The sequence below is a fragment of the Ruegeria sp. AA6 genome (assembly GCF_056542865.1).
Genome location: NZ_JBQGAN010000019.1, coordinates 1 through 25,440, shown reverse-complemented (window position 1 = coordinate 25,440; position 25,440 = coordinate 1). Strand labels below are relative to the sequence as shown.

The window sequence follows — 25,440 nt, the reverse complement described above, 5'->3', positions numbered from 1 at the left end:
AACATAACGACTCAGCCCCATGAAATCAGGCCAAGTAAAGGGTGGATCACGTCTGCACCTTTGCCGAATGCGCTTCGCGCGCGGCTTCGGAAGTTGATTGAAAAGGGTTGAGCGTGGCGTTTTGAAGACTTCAGGGGATTTCTGATGCGTAAACGCGCTCTACTGAGGGTTAGCAGAAACGATCATCCCCCTGCCCGTTTGCGCACCCAGCCCAGGAAGGCGGCGTCGGGCTTGCGCAGACGGGGTGCGCCGGAACGGACCCAGACGCCCCGCCATTCCGCTTCCAGCCCGTAGACATCAGCGCCCGGCATCAGCGCCCGCGCGGCCTCGAGCGTTTCGGCGCTCAGGACCGGCGGCGGCACATTCGGTTCGATCAGACCCGCGCGCGGGCTGAACCGGATCAGGTCGCCCGGTTCCTCGCGCATCTCGTAATCGGGCAGATGCCCGGCCTCGATCATGTCGCGCAGCATCTTGCGGAACACCCGGCGCGGCGAGGCCGAACCGGATTTCTTCAGCAGCGTGTCCACCGACACCGTCCAGCCTGGCTGACGACCGCAATGTTTGCGCGCCAGTTCGTAGATGCGCCGCTCCAGCGGCTTGCGCAGGCGGAAGTAATCGCGGGAAAGCGTCAGCACAGATTTAGACAGCACCGCGCGGTACAGCCAGTCGGACAGCGTCACCGCCACGCTGACCATCCGCCCGCCGCGTGTCTTGCGCACGATCTCCCATTTCTCGATCAGACCGAAACCGGTGGTGGTCTCTTCTTCACCGGTGACGATGTTGGTGGTAATGCGGGTGCCGGCCAGCCGCTCGAACGCCTCGCGCAGCCGCCGATAGGCATCGCCCGAGGTTTCACGATTGGTGGCCACCAGCAGATCATGCGCCTTCAGCTGGATTGTCCGGCTGACCTGCCGCCCCGTGTTGATCGCCGCCATCAGCTGGCTGATGCAAAAAATCAGGATGTCCTTGTCATGGATCGTCGCCAGCCCCTTGACCGACGGCGTCACAGTGATCTGCACCCCGTTATGTTCGTATTCCAGAATCCGCCGGTCGGGACGGGTCGCCAACGAAAAGAGCGGATGCTCCATGCTGGCGATGTCATCCTTGGGGATCGCATCGAAGATATCGCAGACGAAAAAATCGCCCTGTTGCCGACGCTCGGGCAAAAGCCCCGCTGGTCCGCCTGTTACTGTCCTGCCCATGGCCCTCTTTCGGTGCCTTGTTATCGGTCGGTATCCGACTCGTTTTCTTTCGTGGTTTTAGTGACACCCACCCTAGAGTTATCCACAAGCCCGCACAACGGATTTTGGTGGATTTCAATCGGGGGTTCAGAGTCACCTTATCGGGGGTTTAGAGTCATTTCATCGGGGTTTCAGAGTCACTCAGGGTCTTAAAAAAAGGTACAACTATTTATTTTTAAAAACTATTTTTCGAGTTGAATGTCTTCCGTAACTATAAATAACACAAATCTAACACTTAAAAAAAAGCAGCCGATTAGAAAATGCGCTATATTCGCAGCAGCATCCCCTTAATTTGCTGAGAAAAATCGCCTCTTGTGCGCGTTTTGCTTCCATGTGCTCTGTTTTTCGGTATCATGGGGAAAACACAACACATCGAGCGGTTTTATCATGGCGAAGGACAGCACCCCCCTGCCCCCCTATTTCAATATCGATCCCGATGCAGCGCTTGCGGATCTCGACTTACCCACAGGCACCGATGGCTTTGCCGCCATTGCCGAAGCCTGCACCCGCGGTCGCAGTGATCTGGCCAGTCGGGGTATGGACGAGAAAGGGCGCAAATCCCTGCGTCTGTTTTCAACCTGGGAAATCACCCGCTATCTGATCCCGGTTGCACAGGCCCATTTCCGCCGCGTGCTGAAGCAGAACCCCGACCTGCCGCAAGGCCAGTCCGAGACCGAAGGCGGTGCCAAATGGTTCACCCTGGATGAGGTGCTGCGCCTGCGGGCCTTCTTCGGAGCGCAGGGATCAAAGGCCAAGAACTACCTGCCCTATCGTCCCGCCGGTCAGTCCGCCAAGATGGTGGCGGTGGCCAACTTCAAGGGCGGTGTCGGCAAAACCAGCACGGCGGCGCATCTGGCAATGTCGGCGGCGTTAGACGGTTATCGGGTGCTGGTGATTGATCTGGACAGCCAGGGCTCGATGACCTCGATCTTCGGGGGCCGGGTCGAAGATGAATGGCAAACCGCCTTCCCGCTGCTGGCGCGCCATTACGGAGAGTATCTGCGCATCGAAAACCAGCGCCGTCTGGACCGGGGCGACCCGCCCCAGCCGCTGGATGAGTCCTTAAGCGCGGCACTGGAGATGACGGCAGGCGATCTGATCCAGACCACCCACTGGCCCAATATCGACCTGATCGGTGCGCAGCTGAACCTTTATTGGGCCGAGTTTCAAATCCCCGTTTGGCGGATGCAGGCGCGCGGCTGGAAGCTGTGGGACGCGCTGACGGACCGGCTCGAAGCGGATGGGGTGCTGGACGACTATGACCTTGTCTTCATCGATACCCCCCCTGCCCTTGGCTATCTGACCATCAACGGGCTGGCGGCGGCGGATATTCTTTTGGTGCCCATGGGAGCCTCGTTCCTGGAATTTGATTCCACCGGCCGCTTCTTTGACATGCTGCATTCCACCTTCCAGTCCATCGAGGAAGGCGAGAATGTCGCTGCCCGAGCCCTGGGTCGCCCCGAGATGGCGTTTGAATGGGATGCGGTACGTGCGGTCATCACCCGCTATGACGGGGCACAGCAGGGCGAGCTTTCGGCGCTGATGCAGGCCTATCTGGGCAAGACGCTGTCACCGCACCGGCAGGATTTCACCGCGCTGATCGGGCAGGCCGGTGAGCAGGTCAGCGGCATTTACGAGGCCGATTACCGCAATTTCAACCGCGAGACCTATGCAAGGGGCCGCGAGACCTTTGATGCCACCTATGCCGCCTTCAAGCGCCTGTTGCTGGGTGTTTGGCGGCGGGAAGAACTGGCAGCGCAGCAGGCTGCGGAATAATCGGCCAGGAGGAGAGCAGAGATGGCAAAACGCAAGCGACTGACCCCGGCGCAACCGACATATCTGGACGGACCTGTCCCGAACCAGCGGGCCCCCGAAACCAAGGCGATGCCGCTCAGCGCCGCCCCTATTGCTCAGGTGGCGGGCGAAGCTTCGGCAACGGCAGCGCTAGAAGAGGTGGCGCAGGAATTGCACAGCGCTCGCGCCCAGGGACGGATGATCGAGCTGTTGCCACTGGAGGCGATTGATGAGCGGCATCTGGTCCGCGATCGCCTGGAGCAGAACGAAGAGGAGATGACCGCGCTGGTGGACAGCCTGCGCGCCCGTGGCCAGCAGATGCCGATCGAGGTGGTGGCCCTGCCATCACCTGCCGGAGGTCGTTCTCATGGTCTGATTTCAGGCTGGCGCCGTCTGACCGCACTCAGGCGGCTGTTCCGGGACACGGGGGATGCGAAATTCGCCACCGTGCGGGCGATGGTGATCACACCCGACACCGCGCAGGACGCCTATGTGGCGATGGTTGAAGAAAACGAGATCCGGGTGAACCTTTCTCATTACGAACGTGCGCGGATTGCGGTGCGGGCTATGAAGGAAGGGGTTTATCCCACCCAGAAAACCGCGCTTCAGGGTCTGTTTGGGAATGCTACGCGATCGAAACGGTCGAAGATCGGCACTTTCATTCAACTGGTCGAGGCCTTTGACGCGGTGCTCTATTTCCCCTCGGCCATCAGCGAAAAACTGGGGCTGGCGCTGGCGCGCGAGATGGGGCGCGATGCGGGCTTTGCCGATGCGCTGAAAGAACGGATGCAGAACAGCCCGCGCGACAGTGCCGAGGCCGAGATGCAGATTCTGTCCGACGCTCTGGCCGAAAGGCAGCAGCCCCCTGCCCCACCGACAGATCCAGCCCTTCCCGCCCGGCCACGCCTGCGATCAGCTGGCCCGACAACAGCAACAGGTGAACGGATTGTGTCTCGCGTGACCGCAGGTATCGAAATGCAGTTCACCCCGGATCAGGGCCGTATCGAACTTGTTGGCGATGCGGTCTCGGATCAACTGGCCGAAGCACTGCAGGACTGGCTGCGCTCGTTATGATCCTTGCCAAAATGTTTCGCGTGCGAAACATTCGGAGTCAGGCGTCCCCCGGACCTGACCCGAATAGGAGTTCTCTTTCGTGACCACCGCGCCCCAATCCAAGCATAAGCGCCTTGTGGCCGTGGTGGTGACCCATAACCGTCTGGACAAGCTCAGATCGACGTTGAACCGCCTGTTCGACGCCGATCCGGTGCATTTGCAGGCGGTTGTTGTGGTCAACAATGCTTCGACAGATGGCACCTCCGATTGGCTGGCCGCGCTGGATGAACCCCGGCTGGAGGTGGTGGCCAGTCGCGAAAATCTGGGCGGAGCAGGCGGGTTCGAACTGGGAATGCGCCACGCTATGGAGCGGTTCAACCCGGACTGGGTGGTGGTGATGGATGACGACGCCCGCCCCGCGCCTCGGGCGCTTTCCACGTTCCATGCCATCCAACGCCCGGATGACACAGCATATGCGGCGGCCGTGTATTTCCCTGACGGCCGTATTTGCGAGATGAACCGGCCTTCGGTCAATCCGTTCTGGAATGCCCGCCTGTTCCTGTGCTCCCTGATCCGGGGGCGGGACGGCTATCATATCCCTCATGCGGCGTATGAGGCGCAGTCCCCCTGCCCCATCGATCTGACATCGTTTGTCGGGCTGTTCCTGTCACGCCGAGCCATTGAAAAGACCGGTTATCCCGATCCCGGATTGTTTCTGTATGGCGATGATGTGATTTATACGCTGACCCTGCGCCGGCGGGGGCTGAAGATCCTGTTCGACCCTGCGCTGCATTTCGAGCATGATTTCAGCACCTTTCAAGCGCAGGGATCTCAGATCATCCAACCCATTTGGAAAGTCTATTATTTCTGCCGAAACCGGCTGCTGATGTACCGCAAGGCGGCCCCTGCGCTGTTCTGGCTTCTGTTGCCACTTATGGGTTTCAAGTGGCGCATGGCATCCTCGCGCTATGGAGCGGCTAAACCCCTCTACCTACGTCTCCTGCGACAGGCGCTGCGGGATGCAGTTCTGCGGAACACAGACCTCTCTCATGGAGAGGTTCTGGTGCTGGCCGGAGGGGGGGTTACTGGTTCAAAATATCCCGGTGGTAGCGGCCCAGCAGGATCAGGCCCATCAGCAGAGTCGACAGGCTGACGATCAGAACGAATATCTCGCTGATATAATGCGGGTGATAAGTGGGGTAGACACCGGACCGCATCAGGCCGGTGATATGGATTAGCGGATTGTACCAAAGGACGTTCTGAACACTGATCGGCATGTCCTCGTAAATGTAGAAAATGCCGGAAACCAAAAACAGCGGACGTGTCGCGATCGACCAGACCAGTTCATAGGTCGGAAAAAGGCCACCAATGGCGCAGTTCAGCGTACCTACACCCAGACCCAGCAATGCTGCCTGTCCCAGCGCCTCGGCAATGGGGCCAATTTCCAGTACTGCCCGGCTGTCGACGGTAGAGAGAATGGCGGTCATCAGCACATAGGTGACCAGTAGGCCGGTCAGAAGATTGAGGATGAACCGGGCCAGAACTGCATCGACCCACGTGACTACGGGGTACATCAGCAGCGGGCGTGAAAAAGCGATGGCACGGGCAACGGTCAGAGACAAGGTCTGATACAGATTGAAGACCAGATAGGCCGAGGCATAAAACAACAGGAAGCTGTTGCCCAAAGACGGGCTGCGCATCAGCAGGGAAAAACCAAAGCTGAGGATCACGATGACGCCCAGAGGCTCGAGAATGGCCCAGACATAGCCGCCGGGGTTGCGTCCGTAGCGGGTCGACATCTCGCGCAGAATCAAGGCCGTGATCGTACGCGGCGCAGTCCACCGTTGGGCTGTGCCACCTCCCGGTTCCACTACATGAGGTCCTGTGTCCAAGGGGGAATGCATATGCGCATCGTCTCGTTTTAGTCTGTGCGTCCCGATCTGTTTATGTAAGAATCAGATATGAAATTCAAATGTCTTTGAGACGGAACGGGAAGCGTATGGCTCAAAAACCAGATGCGGGCAAACCAGCGGTCAAGGTTGTGGATGAGGCGGCAAAGAACGCCGAAACACCAGGCCAAAAAAAGGCGCAAAGTCAATCTGCGGCTGCTGGGCAACCACAGCTGGCGGCAGTTTCCAATCAGGGGCCGGAAGCAAAGCCGGGGCAGGGTAAGCCTGCGGGGCAGCGCAAAGGCGGTCCGGGTAAACAAGGGGGGGCAGGCAAACAGGGGCGTCCCGGGGCAAAGAACCCGGCGCAGCGGCCCGTACCAACGGTCACTGTGCAACCGCTGGCGCAGCCCGCCAGCATGAAGCGGCGGCACTGGGGATTGATGCTCAGCTTTGTATTGATCGTGCTGCTGCCGTTGGTCGGGCTGACCTGGTATCTCTGGACGCAAGCCGAGGATCAGTATTCTTCGACCGCCGCCTTCACGGTGCGTTCAGAAGAAGGTGGATCGGCATCGGAACTGCTGGGCGGGCTGGCACAGTTCGCGAATTCAGGCACCGGGGTCGACAGCGATATTCTGTATGAGTTCATCCAAAGCCAAGAGATCGTCGAGGCCATCGAGGCCAAGCTCGGGTTGCGGGAACACTACGATACCTATTGGCCGCGGGACTGGATGTTTTCGATCTGGCCCGACGCCACGCTTGAGGACCTGGTCTGGTTCTGGCAGCGCATCGTACGAATCTCATTTGATCAGTCGACGGGGCTGATCGAAATTCGGGTTCTGGCCTTTGAGCCTGACTTTGCGCAACGCGTGGCGCAGGAGATCGTGCGCGAAAGCCAGGACCGAATCAATGCGCTGAATGAACAGGCCCGCGAGGATGCCATGCGCTATGCGCGCGAGGATTTGGAGGAGTCGATCGAGCAACTCAAGGCCGCGCGTGAAGCACTGACCCGGTTTCGCACTCGGACACGCATCGTCGACCCAGAAGCCGATATTCAGGGTCGCATGGGCGTGATGAATAATCTGCAGCAGTCGCTGGCCGAGGCGCTGATCGAATATGATCTGCTACGCGAAACGGTGGCTGCCGCGGACCCCCGCCTGACCAACGCGCAGCGCCGCATTGACGTGATCCGCGAGCGTATCGCAGCGGAACGGCAGACGTTTGCGTCAGACAGTACCGAGCTGGGTGCGGTGGGCGAGGATTACCCCTCGCTGATCGCTGAATACGAAAGCCTCAGCGTCGACCGCCAGTTCGCCGAAGAGACCTATCGCGTGGCGTTGACGGCGCTGGACGTGGCGCGGGACAATGCCGCACGGCAGAGCCGTTATCTGGCCACCTATATCAAACCGACCATGGCACAGAGTTCCGAGTTCCCGCGGCGGTTTATCCTGCTTGGGCTGGCGGTGGTGTTCCTGGTGATGTTCTGGTCGATCCTGGCGCTGATCTATTACAGTATTCGGGACCGTGGCTGAGGGCGGCGCATCAGGATGGAGCAGGGCCTGCAATGATCCGCTTTGAAAATCTGACCAAAAGTTTTCGGGTACAGGGCGAGCGCCGGATTGTCATCGACAATCTGAACGCCACCTTGCCCACGGGCAAGTCATTGGCGCTTCTGGGGCGCAACGGAGCGGGCAAGTCCACCCTGTTGCGGCTGCTGGCAGGCACGATGCGCCCGGATAGCGGACGGATCATAAGCGATGGTCGCATTTCATGGCCGGTCGGGTTTGGCGGGTCGTTCCACGGCGATCTGACCGGGGCGCAGAATATCCGCTTCATCGCGCGCATCTATGGGGTGGATACCGACAGCCTGATGGCCTTTGTCGAGGATTTCGCTGAGCTGGGAAAATACTTTCACATGCCGGTGCGTAGCTACTCCAGTGGCATGAGGTCGCGGCTGACCTTTGGCGCGTCGATGGGCATTCGGTTCGACACCTATTTGGTGGATGAGGTGACTGCCGTGGGTGACGCCGTCTTTCGCCGTAAAAGCAGAGCCGTTTTCGCCGAGCGTATGCGTAATTCCAGCGCTATTCTGGTCAGTCACGAGATGGCCCAGTTGCGACAGTTTTGCGATGCCGGAATTGTGTTGGCGGGCGGTCGGATTACTTATTTTGACGATCTGGATGAGGCCATTGCGCTGCATCTGGAATTGTTGCAATGAAGCCTGAAAAATTACAGCATTAGTTCAAAAAATACGGGCCCGAACACAATATGGAATCTTCTTCAGCGACCCCTGAACCACAGCGCTTCCTCATTATAGGTCTTCCCCGTAGCGGCACCACATATTTGATGACCTTATTGAACGCCCACCGGGATATTCTGTGTGCGGGTGAGCAGTTCAACCCATATGCCATTATTAGTGCCGATACCAAATCCGAGGAATATTCCGAACTGGTTCAAAGGGATGCCAATCCGCGTTTGCACTCGGATACCTTTTTTTCCTCGCATGCAGAGAGCGGGCACAAAAGTGTAGGATACAAGTTCATGATCGGGCACAATATCCGCATGCTGCGGTATCTGCCCGAGTTGACGGATTACAAACTGATCTACGTACATCGGGAAAACAAGTTGGCGCAGATCGCTTCACTCATCAAGGCAGCCAAGTCGAAACGCTGGGCTCAGTCTAAAATGGATTCCTACGTGGAAGAGAAAATCAGTGCTGGGCCTTTTCAGATCAGCCAGAAGTGGCATGAATTCGCCACCTTTGATTTCCTGTTCACGCAATGGTTCCGCACACTGCCGCAGGAAAAATGGAAGCTGGAGTATCGCCAGATGTTCGAAGAGGGGTTCGAGCAGCGTCTGTGCGATTTTCTGGGTGTCGATTTCGACCCGGAGATGAAAAGCCCCTTGGTGAAGCAGGGCGCAAATTCTATTCTAGAGCGGTTTCAGAAACCCGGCCCGATCAAAGCCTATTTCAGAAAGCTGGGGCGCGGGAAGTGGTTGGATAAAGAGATCTGATATTTTCATATTTTTGGGATTGCTATGCGCATTCTTTTTTACAACTGGGTAGATTACCTGGACGACGAAAAACGCGGCGGCGGTGTGTCGGTCTATCTCTGTAATCTGATGACCGAGCTTGGGGCGCAGCGGCAGGTTAAACCGGTCTTTCTGTCCTCGGGTATTTCTTATGATCTGATATCCCGCAGCCCCCGCTGGGAACGGATGCGTCACGGGGCGGAAGAAAATCGCGAGAACCGGTATGAGATCGTCAATTCCGGGGTGCTCTCGCCATCGCATCATTCCTTCGGCAATCCGGCGCAGATGACACATGCCGAAACGCGTGACGCGTTTTTTGACTTTGTCGAACAGACCGGCCCGTATGACGTGATCCATTTCCACAATCTTGAAGGGCTGCCCGCGGATGTGCTGGAGATCAAGGCGCGCTGTCCGGCAACAAAGGTGATCCTGTCGCTGCACAATTACTATCCGGTCTGTCCGCAGGTGAATCTGTGGCATCAGGAAAAGCGCGCCTGCACGGATTTCGAGGCCGGTGCCAAATGTGAAAATTGCCTGGTACACAAACATGATGAGCGCCTCGTGCGCATAGCCAATGCGGTTGCGTATCGGCTGAAATGTGCGGGCATTCGTCCGGGCACGCGCAGCTTTGACCTTTTGTTCGGCAATATGCTGCGGATTGCCCATCGGGCCGGGCGCGCGTTTGGCCGTCTGCGAAGAGGGGTGCGCCCCGAGAAGGCGATTGCCAGTGGCAATACTGCAGCCGGTTTTGCAGAGCGACGGCAGTCATTCATCCGGCAGATCAATGGGGGTTGCGATCTGGTGCTGTGCGTATCTGAACGTGTGCGTGAAATCGCTCAGGCCTATGGCATGGATCCTGGCATTCTGCGCACCAGCTATATCGGCACCCAGCAGGCGGCGCTTTTCCCTGACACCCGGCCCGCAGAATCCGTGCCCCGGACAAAAACGGCTCTAACACTGGGATATTTGGGGTACATGCGTCGGGACAAGGGCTTCTTTTTCCTTCTGGAAGCCCTTGAGGCGCTGCCGCCCGAACTGGCCGCAAAAGTGCGTCTGGTGGTGGCAGCCAGAACAGGTGAGGCCGAGGCGATGCGCCGGTTGGAACTGCTTCGGGTGCGGCTTGGGGGCGTGGCGCATCTGGACGGCTACAGCCATGACGGGCTGGACGATCTGCTGCACGACGTAGATGTGGGGGTCGTCCCGGTGTTGTGGGAGGATAACCTCCCTCAGGTCGCAATCGAGATGCATGCCCGCCACATCCCGTTGCTGACCAGCGATATGGGCGGGGCGCAGGAACTGGCAGGCGACCCGGATATGGTGTTCGCCGCTGGCGACACTGAAAGCTTTGCTGCGCGCATCCAGGCCTTGCTTGAGGGCAGGGTGGATATGGTGCGTTATTGGCAAAATGCCCAGGCACCGCAATCCATGGAGCGGCACCTGGAAGAGCTGAACAGGCTCTATAAAGGGGAAAAACCGGTCAGTAAGGCGAAGACGGCAGTTACTTCAACCGGGCTTTGACAAATTCGGTCTCGGTCCACGGGGCCGAGATGTCCGGATTGTAAATACGGTCGCGGCCTTCTGAAATAAGCGCCAGGTATTTGCGGTATTCTTCGGCGTCGTTGAAATGCTGACGGCGGGCCACTTCGTCCTGCGCTTTGCGGCGGAAATCGGCATTGTATTTGAAATGCCCGAACAGCAGTTCGTGCGCGGCAAGCTTTGCCCCAGCCACATAGTGCAACCCTGCCGACAGCCGCATGAAGGGGGAATATTTCAGCAGCGCGATCTTCTGGGCGACAAACAGTTCCCGGCGCGATCCGGGGATCAGGCGGTGGCGCAGCGCCGAGGTCCAGGTTGGCGCGTTGGAGTAGGGGCCGCGCCCGAATGAATCGCGCAGGAACGGGTCGCGGTCGGTGAACCCGGCCTCGGCAAAGGGGTTGCCGCTGGCAAAGGTGGCCTGCTCGAGCGGGCCTTGCGGATACATGTCGAGCATAAAGATGCGCACACCCTCGGCGGTGTCGAAATCGGGCTGGCGCAGCAAGTCGGGCAGGGTTTGTTGTTGTCGCACCTGCCAGGTCAGCAATTCGTCCGCATCAGCGACCAGCGACCAGCGCCCGGTGCGAAAATGCGCCATCAGGGCTTGCTGCCACGCGACCCCGTATTGCGACTGGCTATAGTCCGTGTCGACGGAAAACAGCGCCACATCCGGCTGATCGGCAAGATATTCCAGCGTGCCGTCATCCGAACAATTGTCGGCGATCAGAAAGCTTTCGACCCCCAACTTGCGGTAATGGGCCAGGAAATGCGGCAGCATGAACATCTCGTTGCGCATGGCTGCGACCACTGCCACCGGCGCGTCGCGAGCGGCAGTCAGTCGGTTGGTTCCGGTCACCATCTCCAGCGCATTGGTCTGTTCACCCAGTCTGGCGCTCTGATAGCTGGGCCAGATCTTTTTGGGAAACAGCCCCGGTTCGTCCAGGTGGCGGTTGGCGCGGGCCTGTGTGGCGGAATCGTCCAGATGCACCAGCTTGACCGGAGCGGTCAGGCTGGCGTCGAACCCGTTGAGCCAGCGCGACACTGCGATGCCACCGGGCCGCGCCCTGCGGCGGATCGAGATATGGTAATCTTCGTTTGCAGGAGAGATCCCGCCCAAAGCCAGCAGATCGCCCACCAGCTTGTCTTCCATGAAGGATACCTGAATCAGGGCCTGACCGGTTGCTTCCGAGGCCGTCTCGAGCAGGGTCGCCATGGCACGCCGGCTGAGTGCATAGCCTGATCCGCCATCGCAATAAGTGGAGGGCTCGGGCGATTTGTCGAACTCTAGACGGCCACGGTCTGAGGTGGATTTGGCGCAGTGCCAGGCCCGGTCCATCTGGCCCGGCACCCGGGTCAGGGTCCGGCCGTAATAGTCGAATTTGCGGAAGCTGAGTGAATGAAAAAACTCTCTGGGGTTAAGAAAGCAATCATCATCGATCTTCAGCATATGCGCAAAACCGGTCTGGTCGTGCACCCAGCGGATCGCCTCCAGAGATTTTTGTGGCAGTCCCTCGTAATCGTCCGGCGCATCCAGATGCAGGATGTCGCCGTTCAATGTGCCATCACCATCACCGGTGACGATGACGTAAGGCACCCCAAGCGCGGCCAGTCGCGACAGCCAGCCCGCCCGCAGTTCCGGGATACGGCTGTCGAGGTGGGCGCGGCAGGAGAACACCATAACCACGGTGTCAAACAGCGGATTAACCGGCCCGGGCAGGGGGGGCAGAGGCGCCATTGCGGCGGGTATCCCGATCCCCAGCGTCGTCAGGGCGGCCACGGCGTTGGCCTGACCTGATGCCGCGCGTTGCAGCAGGGCCTGCAGCGGCATTGCCAGAGCCGGGGTTCGGTCCGGGTCGGCAGGGTTCACTTCCGCCGTTTTAGCCCTGTTTAGAGCCTGTTTTATCCAGTCGGTCAGGCAATCCGCAGCCGTTGTTGCACCTGCGTCAAGCAATCCGTTCAACAGTCCCAGTGCCGCTCCGATTCCGACCCAAGCGTCCGATGCATCTGCAAGGCGGTTGAGATCCGGCAGCAATGCGGCACAACCTTCCAGAGGATCGTTTCCATCTGCGGCCGCAGCCAGCAGGTCCATCGCGCTGCGGCTGACGGCGCATTGCAAGGTGTAGCGGGGAGCTCGATCGACCAGATCGGACAGACATACCTGTCTGGTTCGGACAATCTCCTCCAACGTCGGGTCTGCCGGGCCGCTGTCGGGCGCGGCCAGGTGGCGCAGCGCCGCCTCTGCTGAATCAAGCCCGCTCTGCAGCAGTGCCGGCAAGGCCGGTGTCTCGGGGCCAGGCAGTCCGGCCGGGCCGAACAGATCACGCCGGATGCGCTGGCAGTCGGGGCACCCAACCCGTTCGAACAATGTCAGCCCGCCAGCGCGCGCAGTTGGTGGGGCATCGGGATCGTTTATCACTGCGAATGCGTTCCTTGCCGCGGCCATTCGTGGCGAAAGCGCGACGTTGCGTTCCGCAACCCGTGTCCAGAACAGGCGGGACATACCAAGGGCCTGCAGCAACGTTGTTTCGATCCAGCGGTCAAGGCGGGGAGGCAGGCGTGGACCGTCCGCAAGCAGCGCGACAGCGGCTTCGGTCAACTGGGTACAATGCGTTCTTTGCCAGTAATCTCCGGCGCGCCGCTCAAGAAACCTGAGAAAGGCGGCGATGATCTCTTCGCGCGCCGTATTGGGCACTGCCGGGTCAGCCAAAGCGGCGCGAACGGTCCAGGCCAGCGGTGGCGTCATGATCCAGCCGCCTGGTCTTTCCGCCAGCTGTGCCAGAATCTTGCAGAGCCGCGTGATCCGCCCATCCCGCAACAGATAGGGTAGCAGCCCGGAATTGAACCAGGCATTGTCACCGACCGGCAGTGCGGCCGTGTCGATATGCGCCCGCGCATGTGCATGAAGCAGATCAAAGGCATCACGCTGGCAGAACGGCTCGGTCAGCGCGATATAAAACGAAGAGCGCATATCCCCCGAGGGCGGCAACAGTTCATCCAGCAGACCGGGCAGCGCATCGGGCGTTTTGCCTTTGTTCAGAGCCTGAGCAATGGTGGCCAGAGCCTCTTGCAGGATGGTTTGGTCCGGCGGTTGCGCGTCCGGAGCAGGCGGGGTGTCCGGGGGAAGGTACCGCGCGAGCTCCAGTTGATTGGCCAGATGCATCAACTGGCTGCGCAGCGGTGGGTCGAGTTCGGCGGCGATACCGGAAAACCGGGCGTGTTCGATGATCTGCGTAGCCAGCACCGGATCCCCCGCAAGGTCGCCGGTCGTCAGCGCCACTCGCACCTGTTCAAGAAGGTCAGAGCGATGCAGACTCTGCTCAACCAGTACTGTGTCGTCTTTCATCACGCGCAACGACAGGGCGGCATTATCTGCACATCCCTGCCAGATCCGGCCCGGCAGGATCGACCGCAAAACTGTGCCCGTTGCATCTGTGGAGATGATAAGTGCCGGGGCTGGGCTGACACCGCCAATGTCCAGATGTAACTCACCGGGTTGATACCGACGGTCCAGCCTCCCGCGAAGGTCCAGCCGGGGAGACAGGGTCAGGCCAGCACCGCCAAGGTCCCTGTATTCCATATTGATCGTGCTGGCCTGGATGCCGCCCTGATAGTCCACGAACGCGATTTGACCCAGATTGGGAAAGCGCTGCCGTCCAATCATGTTTCCGAAGCTGAAAACCTTTTCCCCGTTCACCCGCACAGTTACGCGCGGGGGGGCGAAATGAATATCGATGCGGTTGCCTTCCGCATTCAGCGTGACCGGTTTTTTCTGTTCACGCCCCCAGTCTGCGGATGTCTCACCGCGGCGGTTGCAGACTGCCAGTGCCTCGTCGGCGCGCAGCGACAGGTGAAACAGGATATGGCTGCGTTCGGCGTCGAAGAACGAGATATTGGCAAACGAGTGCCGGACAAAGTCTGCACGAAAGGAAAGGTTTGAAAAAAGCGTTGTGGAAAAGACCAGCATTCCGGGCGAGACCTGAGGCAAGGGCGTTAGAAAGTGTTTGCCCGGCTCAAGGGGGGGATGCAACACTGAATCAGTGTGTTATGCGGCGCTGGCTCACCAACCAGGGTATAGGTGGGCTGAGATAGGGATCAAGCGGGCCTGACATTTTGTGCCAGCCACGTTTGCGCACCGACCGCATAGCCTGAAGGCGGAAGCGGCTGCGCGCGGCGGGCGACAGTCCGGCAAAGCACCACACCTCCCATAAAGCCCTTGCATAGAGCCTTCTTTCCCAGTCATCGGGCATCGCGGCGCGGATTTCGGATGACCACGAAGCCGCGGCGTCCTCAAGCATTCCGGCCAACGCCTCGGGCGTGACCGGCGCAGTCCAGAGCCGCCGGGTTTCTGTAGATTCCGAAATTTCAGCCCCGGGCCATGCGAAATACAGCACCCGGCGCGCGGCCATCGCAGCGCCGATGCAGATTTGCCAGTCCGACCGTGGCCCCGTGCCGAACCGCAGATCATTGTCGGCCAGAAAACTGCGGCGAAAGATCTTGGCCGTGGGATGACAGTGCAGCAGCAGGGCCTGGTCCGCATCCAGAGGCAGGGGGCCGGATTCAGGCGACTCTGCCCCCAATAGCGTCATGTCGTGAAAGCCTTGATGCACCTTGTCCGTTTCATTCAGCCCGACGCGGAATTGCGACATGCCGAAATCCGCGTCTTCGCGCAGCATCGTGTCTGTCCAATGGGCCAGCGCTGCCGGTTGCAGCCGGTCTCCGGCGTCGGCAAAGACCACCATTTCGCCCTGCGCGGCCTGCAGCCCCGCATTGCGGGCCGGACCCGCGCCAGCATGAGGAGGTGTCAGCCCGCGCGTGTTGGACAGCCCGATCTGTTTCGCCGCCGCAGCCCCGCGTTCGGCAGTTTTGGCGTCATCCGCCACGATCAGAATTTCAAACCCGCGTTGGGTCTGTCGCCGCAGCGCCTCCAGCGTGACGTGAAGGGGGTCGTCCTGCCCATCCCAGGGTATGACCACGCTGAGGGGGCAGGTGCCGCCCAACTCCAGGGCCCAGCTGGGAGGGAGGTCCGGGCCGGGCAGGCCGGGCAGGTCGGTCCGCGCCAGCCAGTCCCGCGCGGTGGCAACGAACCGTGCCCGGCGGTCCGGCGTGCGCAGGGCGGTGCTGCGTTCATGAATCAGTCTGTGTGCCAGGCGGGGCAGGGCGGTCTGCCCGCCGGGCTTCTCCGGCCCTGCCAACAGCCTCACCAGAGTGTCGAGAACCGTAAACTGTTCGAATGCTCGATCGGAATCGGAGGCAGTGATCTGTCCTTTGCGGCCTCGGGTTTGCAGATAGAGCGGTTCCGGCAGGTGCAGAAGGGCGCTGCTGCGGACTGCGGTGCGCAGAAAAAAAGCGTGATCTTCGAACCAGGTGCCTTCGTCAAAGCGAAGCCCCTCAATCAGAGAGCGGCGGTAAAGCTTGTTCCAGGCAGATGGGAAATGCGCGATTGCGTCCTCCCAGCTGGTCATCGGAAACAGCCGGGGCGCTGTGCCCTCCTCCAGATCCGGGCTGTCATGAAGGGCCGAATGGGTGTTGCTGCGACCATCGGCATGGATGTTGCGTAGCCCGCAGGCGACCCAGTCGGCGTCGCTGTTCGTCAGGGCGGCGTGCATGTGGTCAAGGAAATCCGGATCATATCGGTCGTCGCCATCGAGAAAGGCGATGAGGCTGCCGTGTGCGGCGTCCAGCCCCGTGTTGCGCGCTCCCGACAGGCCGCGATTTTCCTGCGAAATGACCCGGAACCGCGAATCCTCGCCGATTGCGGCGCGCAGCCGGGCCAGGCTGTCATCGGTCGAGCCGTCATCGACGACGATCGCCTCGAATTCGGTAAAGCTCTGGTCGCGCAGACTGGCCAGACAATCGCCGATATGGTCCTGCACATTGTGGACGGGTACTATGACAGAAATCTCCGGGGTCTGGCGCGCGGAGGTCGGGGTCTTCTGTGCTGTCATATGGTTGGCGGTTCCGTCTTCTGGCTGGCGTCGTCTGAATGTGATAGTGCCAACGGGGCCCAAAAGCCAAGCTTTGCTCGACCCGTCAGCGCGACCCGGCACCAAGATGCTGCACTCGGGGCGACTGCTCCGGGTGGTCAGCTGTGCCAGTTCCAGAATGCTGATATCGGTGCCCCAGCCGGCGATAATATGGCTCGACATAGGCTCTATATTGGCCTCATAGGCCGTTTCTGGCGGGGCGAGCACGAACTGAGAGGCCTCGGCCATGTCGTCGATATGCAGGAGCTCGCGCCGGTGCCCCAGATTGTCACCTCGTCCGTGCCCGACCGCGTCGCTTCGTGAAAACGCCTGGTCAGGGCAGGCAGCACGTGAGAGCTCTCCGGGTGAGCATTATCGCCTGAACCGGGTTTTTCCGGGCTTTATCGTGCCCTCACGTGATCCAATGGTTTCGCGAATATGGCAGAGACAGCGTCAGCATCAAAATCATGCCCGAGAAAGGCAAAAAGCTCTTGGATCCGGGAATGGTCGGCGACGTAATCGTCGTAATGCATCAGGATGGTCCGGTCGGATGACGCGTTGTAGCGGGCAAACCGGTCGTCGCAGGCCTTGAGCTTGGCTTTGACCTTTTGCGGATTCTGTTGGGCGAACCATCCCGATCTAGCGACATCGTCGACGTTGCGCGTGTTGAAGACAATTTTGGCATCAGGGAAGCTTTCCAGCAGGAAGTCCATATAGGCGGTGAACTGTGCGTCGCCCATGATTGCCGGTACATACCTGATTTCCTTGAAGCCCAGCAGTGTTTTCCCCTCCTGCGGGCGCAGCACATTTGTCACGAATGCATTGAGAAGGGCGTTGCGGAAAACAGTCGGGCGCAGATCTCCGGCCCCATACCAGGGTTCGTCCGGGTTCGATACCAGTCGGTTGCGCGCCAGTCTCTTGGTTTTGTCGACGGTGCGGATGGCCTGAAAAAGATGGAACAGCGCGTTGTAGTTTTCGCCGCAGATCTGCGCGCCCTCCAACGAGTTCAGCAGGCTTTGCAGCAAGGTCGATCCAGATCGGCCGTAGGTCACGATGAAGATATAGCTGTAATCTTTGAGTGCCATGCGACCTCGATCGGAAGAAGACAGAGAAGCTCTGAATGTGAGTTACAGCGCTTATGTGGAATTTTCCAGCGCCTGAAGTATCCGCAGCTGTCCGGGGCTGAACCGATCTCAGAGCGGCGATTTAGCAAAGGCCGGCATCGCGGTGCCCTCGGCGGTATGGGTCAGGAACATCCGGGCGGTGTCCAGCGCCTCGCGGATCGTTACGTCCATGTCCAGGTAGCGATAGGTGCCCAACCGGCCCACGAAGGTGGCGCCGGGGGTGCGTTCGGCCAATGCCACGTACTCGGCCAGCAGCGCCTTTTCCTCGACCAGGCGGATCGGGTAATAGGGGATGTCGTCGGGGCCGCACTCGCGCGAAAATTCCCGGTAGCACACGGTGCCTTCGTGGCTTTCCCAGGGGCTGAAATGCTTGTGTTCGGTGATCCGGGTCCAGGGGGTGTCGCGGTCTCCGTAATTCATCACCGCACAGCCCTGATAATCGCCCTGATCGCTGAATCGTTCGAAATCCAGCGTCCTGTAGCCCAGCCGCCCCAGCCGGCAGTCGAAATAGCCGTCCAGCGGCCCGGACCAGAACACGTGATCATAGTCGGTCTCATTGCCGGGCTCGAACAGCGTGTCCAGATGCACGGTGATGTTGGCGTGATCCAGAATATTTTCGACCATCGGGGTATAGCCATTTTCCGGCATCCCCTGAAAGCGGTGGAAAAAGTAATTGTCGTCGTAATTGAACCGCAGCGGTAGGCGCTTGAGGATTGAGGCGGGCAGTTCCGTCGGTGAACAGCCCCACTGCTTTTCCGTATAACCCCTGAAAAAGGCGTCATAGAGATCGGGTCCGACGAACCGCAGGGCCTGATCCTCGAAGGTTTGCGGATCGCTGATCGAAGTGTCGGCCTGTTCCTCGATGAAGGCGCGTGCCTCGGCGGGGCGCAGAGTGCGCCCGTAGAACTGGTTGATCGTATGCAGGTTGATCGGTAACGAATAGACCGCACCCTGCGAGGTGGTCATGACCCTGTGCTTGTAGGGCCGGAACTGTGTGAAGGAATTGACGTAGTTCCAGACTTCTTCGTCGTCGGTATGGAAGATATGCGGCCCGTAGACATGGACCAGGACATTGGTGTCCGCATCCCGCTCGGTATGGCAGTTGCCCCCAACATGCGAGCGCCCTTCCATGATAGTGATGCTGTGCCCATGCTCGGCCAGGCGGCGCCCAATCACTGCGCCCGAAAGGCCGGCTCCGACGAGAAGAATGTTCATAAAATACGACCGCTTGCTGTCTGAAAAACAGGAGTTACCCGAGTTCTTGCAGACCGGCTGCGGGATTACAACATGGTAGTGCCGTGTATGGCCTTTATCGGCGGAGGTACCGGTGTGATCGGCCCCGTTACTCACTTGCCCTGGGTAACGGGGCTGGGCCGTCAGATCAGAACCAGCGTCCCGTCGCCGTGGCGTGCACGGCGGCCGGAGCTGCGGCCCCGGCGCTGTCCCAGACATTGAGCGTGACGCCGGCGGCGCTCAGATCGCCATGCTCGGTGACGATGCGCGGCGCGGTGGGGTGCCGGGCCGTAGTCTGCAGGCTCAGGCCCCCGGTCGAGGCGAATGTGGCGGGAAAGCTCCAGATGTGGCTTGTGTCTTCTGTTTCGAAAAACCGGGTGCAGATCTGAGTGCCGTCGGCAAAGCGGACATAGTTTCCGTCGGTCGAGGCTCCGTGTTCGATGATGGCTCCGGTGGGGGTGCCGTCGGTTTCCGAGACCGGGCCGAGGATCGTTGTCTGATCGTAGATCTGCCGCCAGTTGCCCCAGGCACCGCTGATATGTGCGCGGGTCCAGATGCCGTGCTCGAAATTGTTGCGCCAGGCGGTCTGTCTGAGCAGCGTGCCGCTGTTGCGCTCGATCCGGATGACGCCGTAGCTATTTTGCAGCTGTTCGGGGAAATCTTCCGTTCCGGGCGTGGTGGAGATGTAACGGTACGAGCCTGCGGGCGTGTCCGTCGCCGCGATATCAGGGATCGGCAGGACGGCCCCGCTTTCACCCAGCCCGAAGGCGCCGACTGTCATCAGCCGCCCCGCCGTGTCGTCCCCGACATAGGACTGCACCGCGCGGCCCGTGGCATGGCCGGTTACGCCGTCCAGCCGCAACGCCTCGGTCCAGGCGGTGCCGTCATCAGAGACCTTGACCGAGAACGCGTTTTGCCCGGCCAGCCCCAGTTCCGCATGGCCGGTCCAGCCGGACTGGAACAGCAGGCTGGCAGTGTCATCCACGGTGGCCTTGTTTATCTTCACCCGATGATCCTGCCCGTCATGGCTGAGCAGGGTGGCGTCGGACCGGACCGCAAGGCGGTTGACGTCATCTGCGCTGGTCCCGATGCCGACGCCATCTAGATTGTCGAGTTCGGGGCGCGGGACGATCCAGCCAGAGTCATCCCACACCAGCAACTGCTGTGCCGCCGCGTCCCAGGCGCGCCATCCGGTCTGCGGTTCAAGAAATTGCCAGTTTGTGTCAAGCCAGACCGCCAGCATGTTATCCTGCCCGGCCCACACACCCGTTGCGCCGCTGCCGAGACCGTGGATTTCGCCCTCTTCCGCCGTGGCGGGCGGGATGGTCGCGCCGGTCTGCTGCAGGCGTAGCTGCACCACGATATCAAGACGGCGCAGCGCCTCGTTATGGGTGACGTGCTTCTGGGCTTGTGACGGCTGCAGGAACGGCAGGTCCAGATTTGGCGAGTTCTGCGTCATGAAGGAATCCCCTTGGTCCGAATAGGTCTGCGGAGCCTTGCGCGATTGTAGTGAAATCTGGACTAAGCGGGCGTCCGGCCCTGTCACCATCCGTTTACATCTTTCATCGAAAGCTGGCTGTATGGGGGTGCAGTTCGCTGCTGTTCAACTGTCGTCCAGGGGGGTATGAAACAACAAAATGAATTGCACGGAACGGATTTGGAATGTTGATCGGGGTTGATAAACGGTTTGTATTCGTGGCCAGCACCAAGACCGCTTCGACGTCGCTGGAGCAGGTTCTGATGCCGCATGCCGATATATTCCGGACCGGGTCGTCGCCGCGCAAGCATATCGCTCTGCCCGAGATATTCCCGGCGTACAGTTTTCTGTTTTCGCAGCCCGATTACGGGCCGGATAGCTTTTTCAAGTTCGGCGTGATGCGGGATCCGCTTGACTGGATTCGGTCCTGGTATCGCTATCGGCTGGGAAACGAAGTCGAAAGCCCGCTGCCCGAGGGCATGAGTTTTGCCGATTTCTGGGCCAGAAAGGACTGGAACATCCTGCGTGGGGACGGAAGCAAGCACCTGCAGCGCGACATGTTTCTCGGGCGCGACGGGCAGCTCATGGCGGATGTGATCATTCCCTATGACCGTTTGGGCAGCATGTTCAGCGATATTTGCGCCGCCCTTGAAATTCCCCACGCCCTGCCGCGTACGAATGTCAGCCGCATTCAGGAAACCGAGCGTCTGCCAGCCGGGTTGGAGGAAGAGGTCCGGGCTTTCTACGAAGAAGATTACAGGCTTTATGCCCGGTTGGATGAGATCAACGCTGAAGGCATGGCGCGGCTGCGCGCCGGTCGTGGCGCGTTTCGGCCTGTCCGGCTGGCCGCCGAGGCGTCTGCCGCGGTGGCGGCACCCAAACGGCATGTGTTTGTATTCAGCTACTGCCCCGAGGCCGGTGGCAGCGTCCAGAAAGCGCTTAACGCTCTGCCCGGTTACTGCATCCGGGGCGAAATCAATGACACGGTTTTGCATCTGATGCGCGCAAGGAACGCGATTGCGAACGATCCGGAGATGACCGAACGGCGTCAGTCGGGCAAGGCGACCGATGCGTCGGATTCCCGATATGGCGCCGAAAAGATGTTCCCGCGGGAGTATGGACGGGCGCTGGCCGCAGCCTTCGCGCAGAAAATTCTCAAACCGGAGGCCGATACCCGGGTCGCCGGGTTCAGAACCACACTGGTGCCCGACTATACCGGCATTCTGCAACGCTATGTGACTTTCCTTCTGGAGCATTTCGAAAATGCGCAGATTCTGTTCGTGGCGCGCAGGCATGCCGACGTTGCCGCGGATTGCAGGAACGATCCGGATCGCCTGGAAAGCATCGACGCCTTTTACCAGAGCTGTGGTGAAACGCATCCCAACCGGTGCCGGGTGATCGACTATGAGCGCTGGACGCCTGACCTGCAAAGCCAGCCGGAGCTGACGGCCTTTCTCGGCGAAAGCTGAGGACGACGGCGGTTTTGTTCCGTCGGCGGCCTGATCTTATTGCCACATGATGCCCTGGTCTATTTCGTTGGTAAGGTCAGGCGAATTTTAGATGTTTCCTCCGTAATCTTCCCGATTTCGACACAAATGGACCCCGGGGCAGGCCGGATCGGTCCGCCACTCTGAAACCGGGTGATATTTTGGGGGCGGGGGAAATGGTCCTGCAATTCGAGGCGCGGCTGGCGTCCGGTCATGACGTGCTGGATCGCGACGTGCGCGACATGCATTTGGTCTTCGGAGCAGAAGGTGCAGTTCTCTATACCGGGACCGGGCAATCCGGCGGTATGAGCGTTTACGAGATTGCACCCGGGTCGGCGGTTCAACTGGTGGACACCGCATATTTCTCGAGCCTGCCTGCGAGGATGACCGAAATCCGGCTTGGCATGATGTCGGTTGATGGCGAAGACGCGCTGTTCATTGGAACCAGCAGCAGCGGAAGCCTGGTTTATTTCGAACTAGACCCCGATGCCGGGCTGAATGCGGCCCGCGCTGCCGGGCTGGCGGGCGTCGACCTGACCGCCTGGACTGCGGAAGACCCCGGGGACGACCGGTTCTATGCCATCGATCCGAATACAGGAACCGTCAGCGCCTATGAGATGGGGGGCGAGGGTGTGCAGCCCGTGGCCGTGGCCGCAGGAGTGCTGCCCGAAGGCAGCCTTTTGACGACGGTCGATACCCCGTCCGGGTTGGTTCTGGTTGTGGTCGAGGGGGGGCTGGTTCCCGGTCTGGTCAGTTACCGGGCTTCGTCTGAGGATGGAACGATGGACGTCGTAGACAGAACCGGCCCGGCCGAGGGGCTGGGGCTTGCGGCGCCCACCGCCATGGAGAGTATCACCGCCTTTGATGCATCCTGGGTGATTGTCGGATCGGCGGGCAGCAATACGCTGAGCGTTTTGCGCGTTGCGCCGGATGGGCAGTTAACCGCAACCGATCATGTGCTCGATACGCTGGATACTCGCTTTGGCAACGTGCAGGCGCTGGCTGTGGTCGAGGCTCAAGGCCAGGTCTTTGTCTTTGCCGGCGGCGGCGATGACGGGCTGTCGGTTTTTTCTCTGCTGCCGAACGGACGTCTGGTGCTGCGGCAGAGCCTGGCTGACGCGCAGGGGCTTGGGCTGAATGACATCACCGCGATCGAGGCAGGGGTGATCGGAAACGAGATCCAGATTTTTGTCGCCTCCGAAGGCCTGCCGGGCCTGTCGCAGTTTTCCTGGAGTATCGAGGAACTGGGCCAGGTGCAGAACGGTACTGCGCCCTGGTTGCAGGGTACGGCGGGCGACGACATCCTGATGGCACCTGCGACCGGGGCGGCGACCCTGATCGGCGGCGCGGGGGATGACATCCTGATCTCGGGGGGCGGAGTGTCCGTGCTTCAAGGCGGTGACGGGGCAGATATCTTTGTCCTGGCCGCGACCGATGCCCCGCAACGGATCACCGACTTTCAGCCTGGGCTGGACCGGCTGGACCTGTCGCTACTGCCGATGCTGCGGTCTGCGTCGCAACTGACTGTTACGCCGCTGTCGGACGGAATCGAGCTTGCCTTTCAGGCCTTTCGCGTGATCGTCAACAGCGCCTCGAAGGATACGCTGGATGTGGGCGATATCTGGTTTGCCGGCCGCTTTTCGGGCCCGGACCGCCTGTTGCCTGAGACTATCCCGGTGCCGAAGACCATCGTGGGGTCCGGCAATGCCGAGGCACTGAGTGGCGGCGAGGGCCGGGACACGTTGTTTGCCGAAGGGGGTGATGACACGGTTTCAGGGGCCGCAGGCGAGGACAGCCTGGATGGTGGGTTCGGTCACGATGTAATCTGGGCGGGTGGTGGCGATGATACAGTTCATGGTGATTGGGGGCGTGATACAGTCGGTGGGGCCGCAGGGGCAGATCTGATTGATGGCGGCGGCGGCTGGGATGAACTCTGGGGAGGGTCGGGCAGCGATACCCTCTATGGAGGAACAGGCCACGATACGCTTGGTGCCGGCGCGGGAAATGACCTGCTGGCTGGCGATGGCGGAAATGACATGGTCTGGGGCGGCGATGGAGACGACACTGTTTTTGGCGGTGACGGCAACGACAACCTGGCTGGCGGCAAAGGGGCCGATCTGCTCATTGCGGGGGCTGGCAATGATACGATCTATGCGGCTGGTGGCCATGATGTGATTAATGGTGGCGCAGGCGATGACGAGATTTGGGGCGGGAGCGGCGATGACGGGCTTCACGGTGGCAATGGCCATGACGATCTGAGAGGCGGTGACGGCGCCGATACATTGAATGGCGGTGCCGGCAACGATGTGCTGCGCGGCTTGGCCGGCGCGGATGTTTTTGTCTTCGAGGAAAGTTACGGGCAGGACCGCGTACTAGATTTCGAGCCAGGGCTGGATCGCATCGAAATCTCCGGTGGAATTGGTTTTTCGGACCTGATTTTTGCGCAAGCCACTGATGGAACTGAAATTTTCAGCGATTTTGGGACGATCCTGCTGGAAGGGATAATCTTGGATCAGGTGGGTGCGGGCGATTTCCTGTTTTATTGAGGTCCGGCGGCCAGCCCGCGCGGACATTGGAAGCAGTTTTATGCGAATGCGGGCGCTGTATTCCTCCTGACTGGTCCCGGTGCTTGAATTACCCGGGGCTGACACCCCGGATGGCGGTTCGGGCGCGGGGCTCCGCCCGCAAAAAGTGGATCGTTGGCCGGAAATCGGGTATCTTACCGGCAGGTCAATTGTCATTCACGAGGACCTTATTAGCTGCGGCGGAGGAGAGTGGGCCGTGATTTGTGATCGAGTGAACTGGGGCAATCTGGCCTCGAATATCGAGTTTTTGGAACAAACCGGGCTCTTGGATTCTCCACGCCGTATTCTCGAAATCGGCTGCGGACGCTGCCAGTTGATGCTCAAGCTGAAAGAAGACGGGCATGATGTCGTCGCAATCGATGTCAGCCAGGAGGTTGTGGATGCAGCACCCGCCGGGCTGGACGTGCGATTGGCGGACGGCAGCGAACTGCCATTTCCCGATGACAGTTTCGACATGGTGCTCAGTTTCGACGTTATCGAGCATATCCCCGATACGGACGCCCACTTGGGGGAAGTACGCCGGGTGTTGAAGTCCGACGGGTATTACCTTTTGCAAACTCCGAACAAGTGGACGAATATCCCTTTCGAGATGGTGCGCTGGTCAACCACATACGGTGTGCGGCGCATGTTCGATTTCCTGAAACCGCCACAGCATTGCGCGCTGCACAGTTATCGCCAGTTGAAACGACGCATGCGGGACAATGATTTTTCGATCCAGTTCTACGATGTGCCAGTGGTCAACGACTATTTTAGGGAAAAGGTAAAAGCGTATCTCGGGGCGGCCGGGGTGGCGACGTTGAAGGTCGTCAATCCGGACAAGCTGCCGCTTCCGATGCGCACGAATTTCTATGTGAAATCGCAACCCTTTTCCGGGTAGATGCGCCGCCCGGAATTCACAAGTTCCGGACGGCGTTTTGGCAGAGTTTCCCTGGTCACGCCAAGAAGATGAAATCGCCCGCGTCGAGCGTGCCCTCGGCCACACCGAGCAGGGTCAGCGTGTTGCCCAGCCCATCGCTGATGATCGCCTCGGC

At 60.1% G+C, this 25,440-nt stretch carries 17 protein-coding genes; 10 read left to right on the top strand and 7 right to left on the bottom strand.

Features of this window, described 5'->3' with window-relative positions:
• Positions 1 to 182 precede the first annotated feature (182 nt).
• On the bottom strand, positions 183 to 1,202 hold the full coding sequence (locus ACR0LN_RS18295) for a replication initiator protein A (protein WP_480431685.1): 1,020 nt from the start codon (positions 1,200 to 1,202) through the stop codon (positions 183 to 185).
• 426 nt (positions 1,203 to 1,628) lie between these two features.
• On the opposite strand from ACR0LN_RS18295, the gene ACR0LN_RS18290 reads away from it, so the two are divergent.
• The 3 genes from ACR0LN_RS18290 (at position 1,629) to ACR0LN_RS18280 (ending at position 5,241) form a co-directional block, all read left to right on the top strand.
• Positions 1,629 to 3,017: an AAA family ATPase gene (locus tag ACR0LN_RS18290; RefSeq protein ID WP_480431684.1), complete on the top strand. Its 1,389-nt coding sequence runs from the start codon at positions 1,629 to 1,631 to the stop codon at positions 3,015 to 3,017.
• Positions 3,018 to 3,038: 21 nt separating this feature from the next.
• Entirely contained in the window at positions 3,039 to 4,109 is a 1,071-nt protein-coding gene (locus ACR0LN_RS18285) for a ParB N-terminal domain-containing protein (RefSeq protein WP_480431682.1), read from the top strand.
• Between the two features lie 79 nt (positions 4,110 to 4,188).
• A complete protein-coding gene (locus tag ACR0LN_RS18280; RefSeq protein ID WP_480431680.1) occupies positions 4,189 to 5,241 on the top strand; it encodes a glycosyltransferase in 1,053 nt (350 codons plus the stop codon).
• On the opposite strand, the gene ACR0LN_RS18275 is transcribed toward ACR0LN_RS18280, so the two are convergent.
• Positions 5,171 to 5,959, bottom strand: coding sequence for an ABC transporter permease (locus ACR0LN_RS18275; protein WP_480431678.1), 789 nt, complete (start codon positions 5,957 to 5,959; stop codon positions 5,171 to 5,173). The two genes, ACR0LN_RS18280 and ACR0LN_RS18275, sit on opposite strands and share 71 nt — an antisense overlap.
• Before the next feature lie 128 nt (positions 5,960 to 6,087).
• Here ACR0LN_RS18275 and ACR0LN_RS18270 point away from each other — a divergent pair, with 128 nt between their 5' ends.
• Genes ACR0LN_RS18270 through ACR0LN_RS18255 form a run of 4 tightly spaced genes read left to right on the top strand, consistent with a single transcriptional unit; the run spans position 6,088 to position 10,525 of the window.
• Complete coding sequence (locus ACR0LN_RS18270; protein WP_480431677.1) at positions 6,088 to 7,506, top strand: KpsE/RkpR family capsule polysaccharide export protein; 1,419 nt, start codon at positions 6,088 to 6,090, stop codon at positions 7,504 to 7,506.
• A 32-nt stretch (positions 7,507 to 7,538) separates the two neighbouring features.
• Positions 7,539 to 8,192, top strand: a complete 654-nt coding sequence (locus ACR0LN_RS18265; RefSeq protein ID WP_480431676.1) for an ABC transporter ATP-binding protein — start codon at positions 7,539 to 7,541, stop codon at positions 8,190 to 8,192.
• Positions 8,193 to 8,242: 50 nt separating this feature from the next.
• The gene (locus tag ACR0LN_RS18260) at positions 8,243 to 8,989 is read left to right on the top strand and encodes a sulfotransferase (RefSeq protein WP_480431674.1); all 747 of its coding nucleotides are present in this window, start codon (positions 8,243 to 8,245) and stop codon (positions 8,987 to 8,989) included.
• A gap of 24 nt (positions 8,990 to 9,013) precedes the next feature.
• Positions 9,014 to 10,525, top strand: a complete 1,512-nt coding sequence (locus ACR0LN_RS18255) for a glycosyltransferase (RefSeq protein ID WP_480431673.1) — start codon at positions 9,014 to 9,016, stop codon at positions 10,523 to 10,525.
• Here ACR0LN_RS18255 and ACR0LN_RS18250 read toward each other — a convergent pair.
• The 5 genes from ACR0LN_RS18250 to ACR0LN_RS18230 form a co-directional block, all read right to left on the bottom strand.
• Positions 10,506 to 14,504, bottom strand: a complete 3,999-nt coding sequence (locus ACR0LN_RS18250) for a glycosyltransferase family 2 protein (protein ID WP_480431671.1) — start codon at positions 14,502 to 14,504, stop codon at positions 10,506 to 10,508. The two genes, ACR0LN_RS18255 and ACR0LN_RS18250, sit on opposite strands and share 20 nt — an antisense overlap.
• A gap of 70 nt (positions 14,505 to 14,574) precedes the next feature.
• Positions 14,575 to 16,752 (bottom strand): glycosyltransferase family 2 protein, encoded by a 2,178-nt coding sequence (locus tag ACR0LN_RS18245; protein ID WP_480431670.1) that lies wholly within the window; start codon positions 16,750 to 16,752, stop codon positions 14,575 to 14,577.
• Between the two features lie 152 nt (positions 16,753 to 16,904).
• Positions 16,905 to 17,588 carry a sulfotransferase gene (locus tag ACR0LN_RS18240; protein ID WP_480431669.1) on the bottom strand — a complete coding sequence of 228 codons (684 nt, stop codon included), beginning with the start codon at positions 17,586 to 17,588 and terminating at the stop codon, positions 16,905 to 16,907.
• A 108-nt stretch (positions 17,589 to 17,696) separates the two neighbouring features.
• Entirely contained in the window at positions 17,697 to 18,842 is a 1,146-nt protein-coding gene (glf, locus tag ACR0LN_RS18235; RefSeq protein ID WP_480431668.1) for a UDP-galactopyranose mutase, read from the bottom strand.
• Between the two features lie 166 nt (positions 18,843 to 19,008).
• Entirely contained in the window at positions 19,009 to 20,319 is a 1,311-nt protein-coding gene (locus ACR0LN_RS18230; protein ID WP_480431666.1) for a DUF2793 domain-containing protein, read from the bottom strand.
• A 203-nt stretch (positions 20,320 to 20,522) separates the two neighbouring features.
• On the opposite strand from ACR0LN_RS18230, the gene ACR0LN_RS18225 reads away from it, so the two are divergent.
• The 3 genes from ACR0LN_RS18225 (at position 20,523) to ACR0LN_RS18215 (ending at position 25,286) form a co-directional block, all read left to right on the top strand.
• A complete protein-coding gene (locus ACR0LN_RS18225) occupies positions 20,523 to 21,806 on the top strand; it encodes a sulfotransferase family protein (RefSeq protein ID WP_480431665.1) in 1,284 nt (427 codons plus the stop codon).
• Between the two features lie 194 nt (positions 21,807 to 22,000).
• Positions 22,001 to 24,370, top strand: coding sequence for a M10 family metallopeptidase C-terminal domain-containing protein (locus tag ACR0LN_RS18220; protein WP_480431663.1), 2,370 nt, complete (start codon positions 22,001 to 22,003; stop codon positions 24,368 to 24,370).
• Positions 24,371 to 24,449: 79 nt separating this feature from the next.
• Positions 24,450 to 25,286 (top strand): class I SAM-dependent methyltransferase, encoded by an 837-nt coding sequence (locus ACR0LN_RS18215; RefSeq protein ID WP_480431661.1) that lies wholly within the window; start codon positions 24,450 to 24,452, stop codon positions 25,284 to 25,286.
• The last annotated feature ends 154 nt before the right edge of the window (positions 25,287 to 25,440 follow it).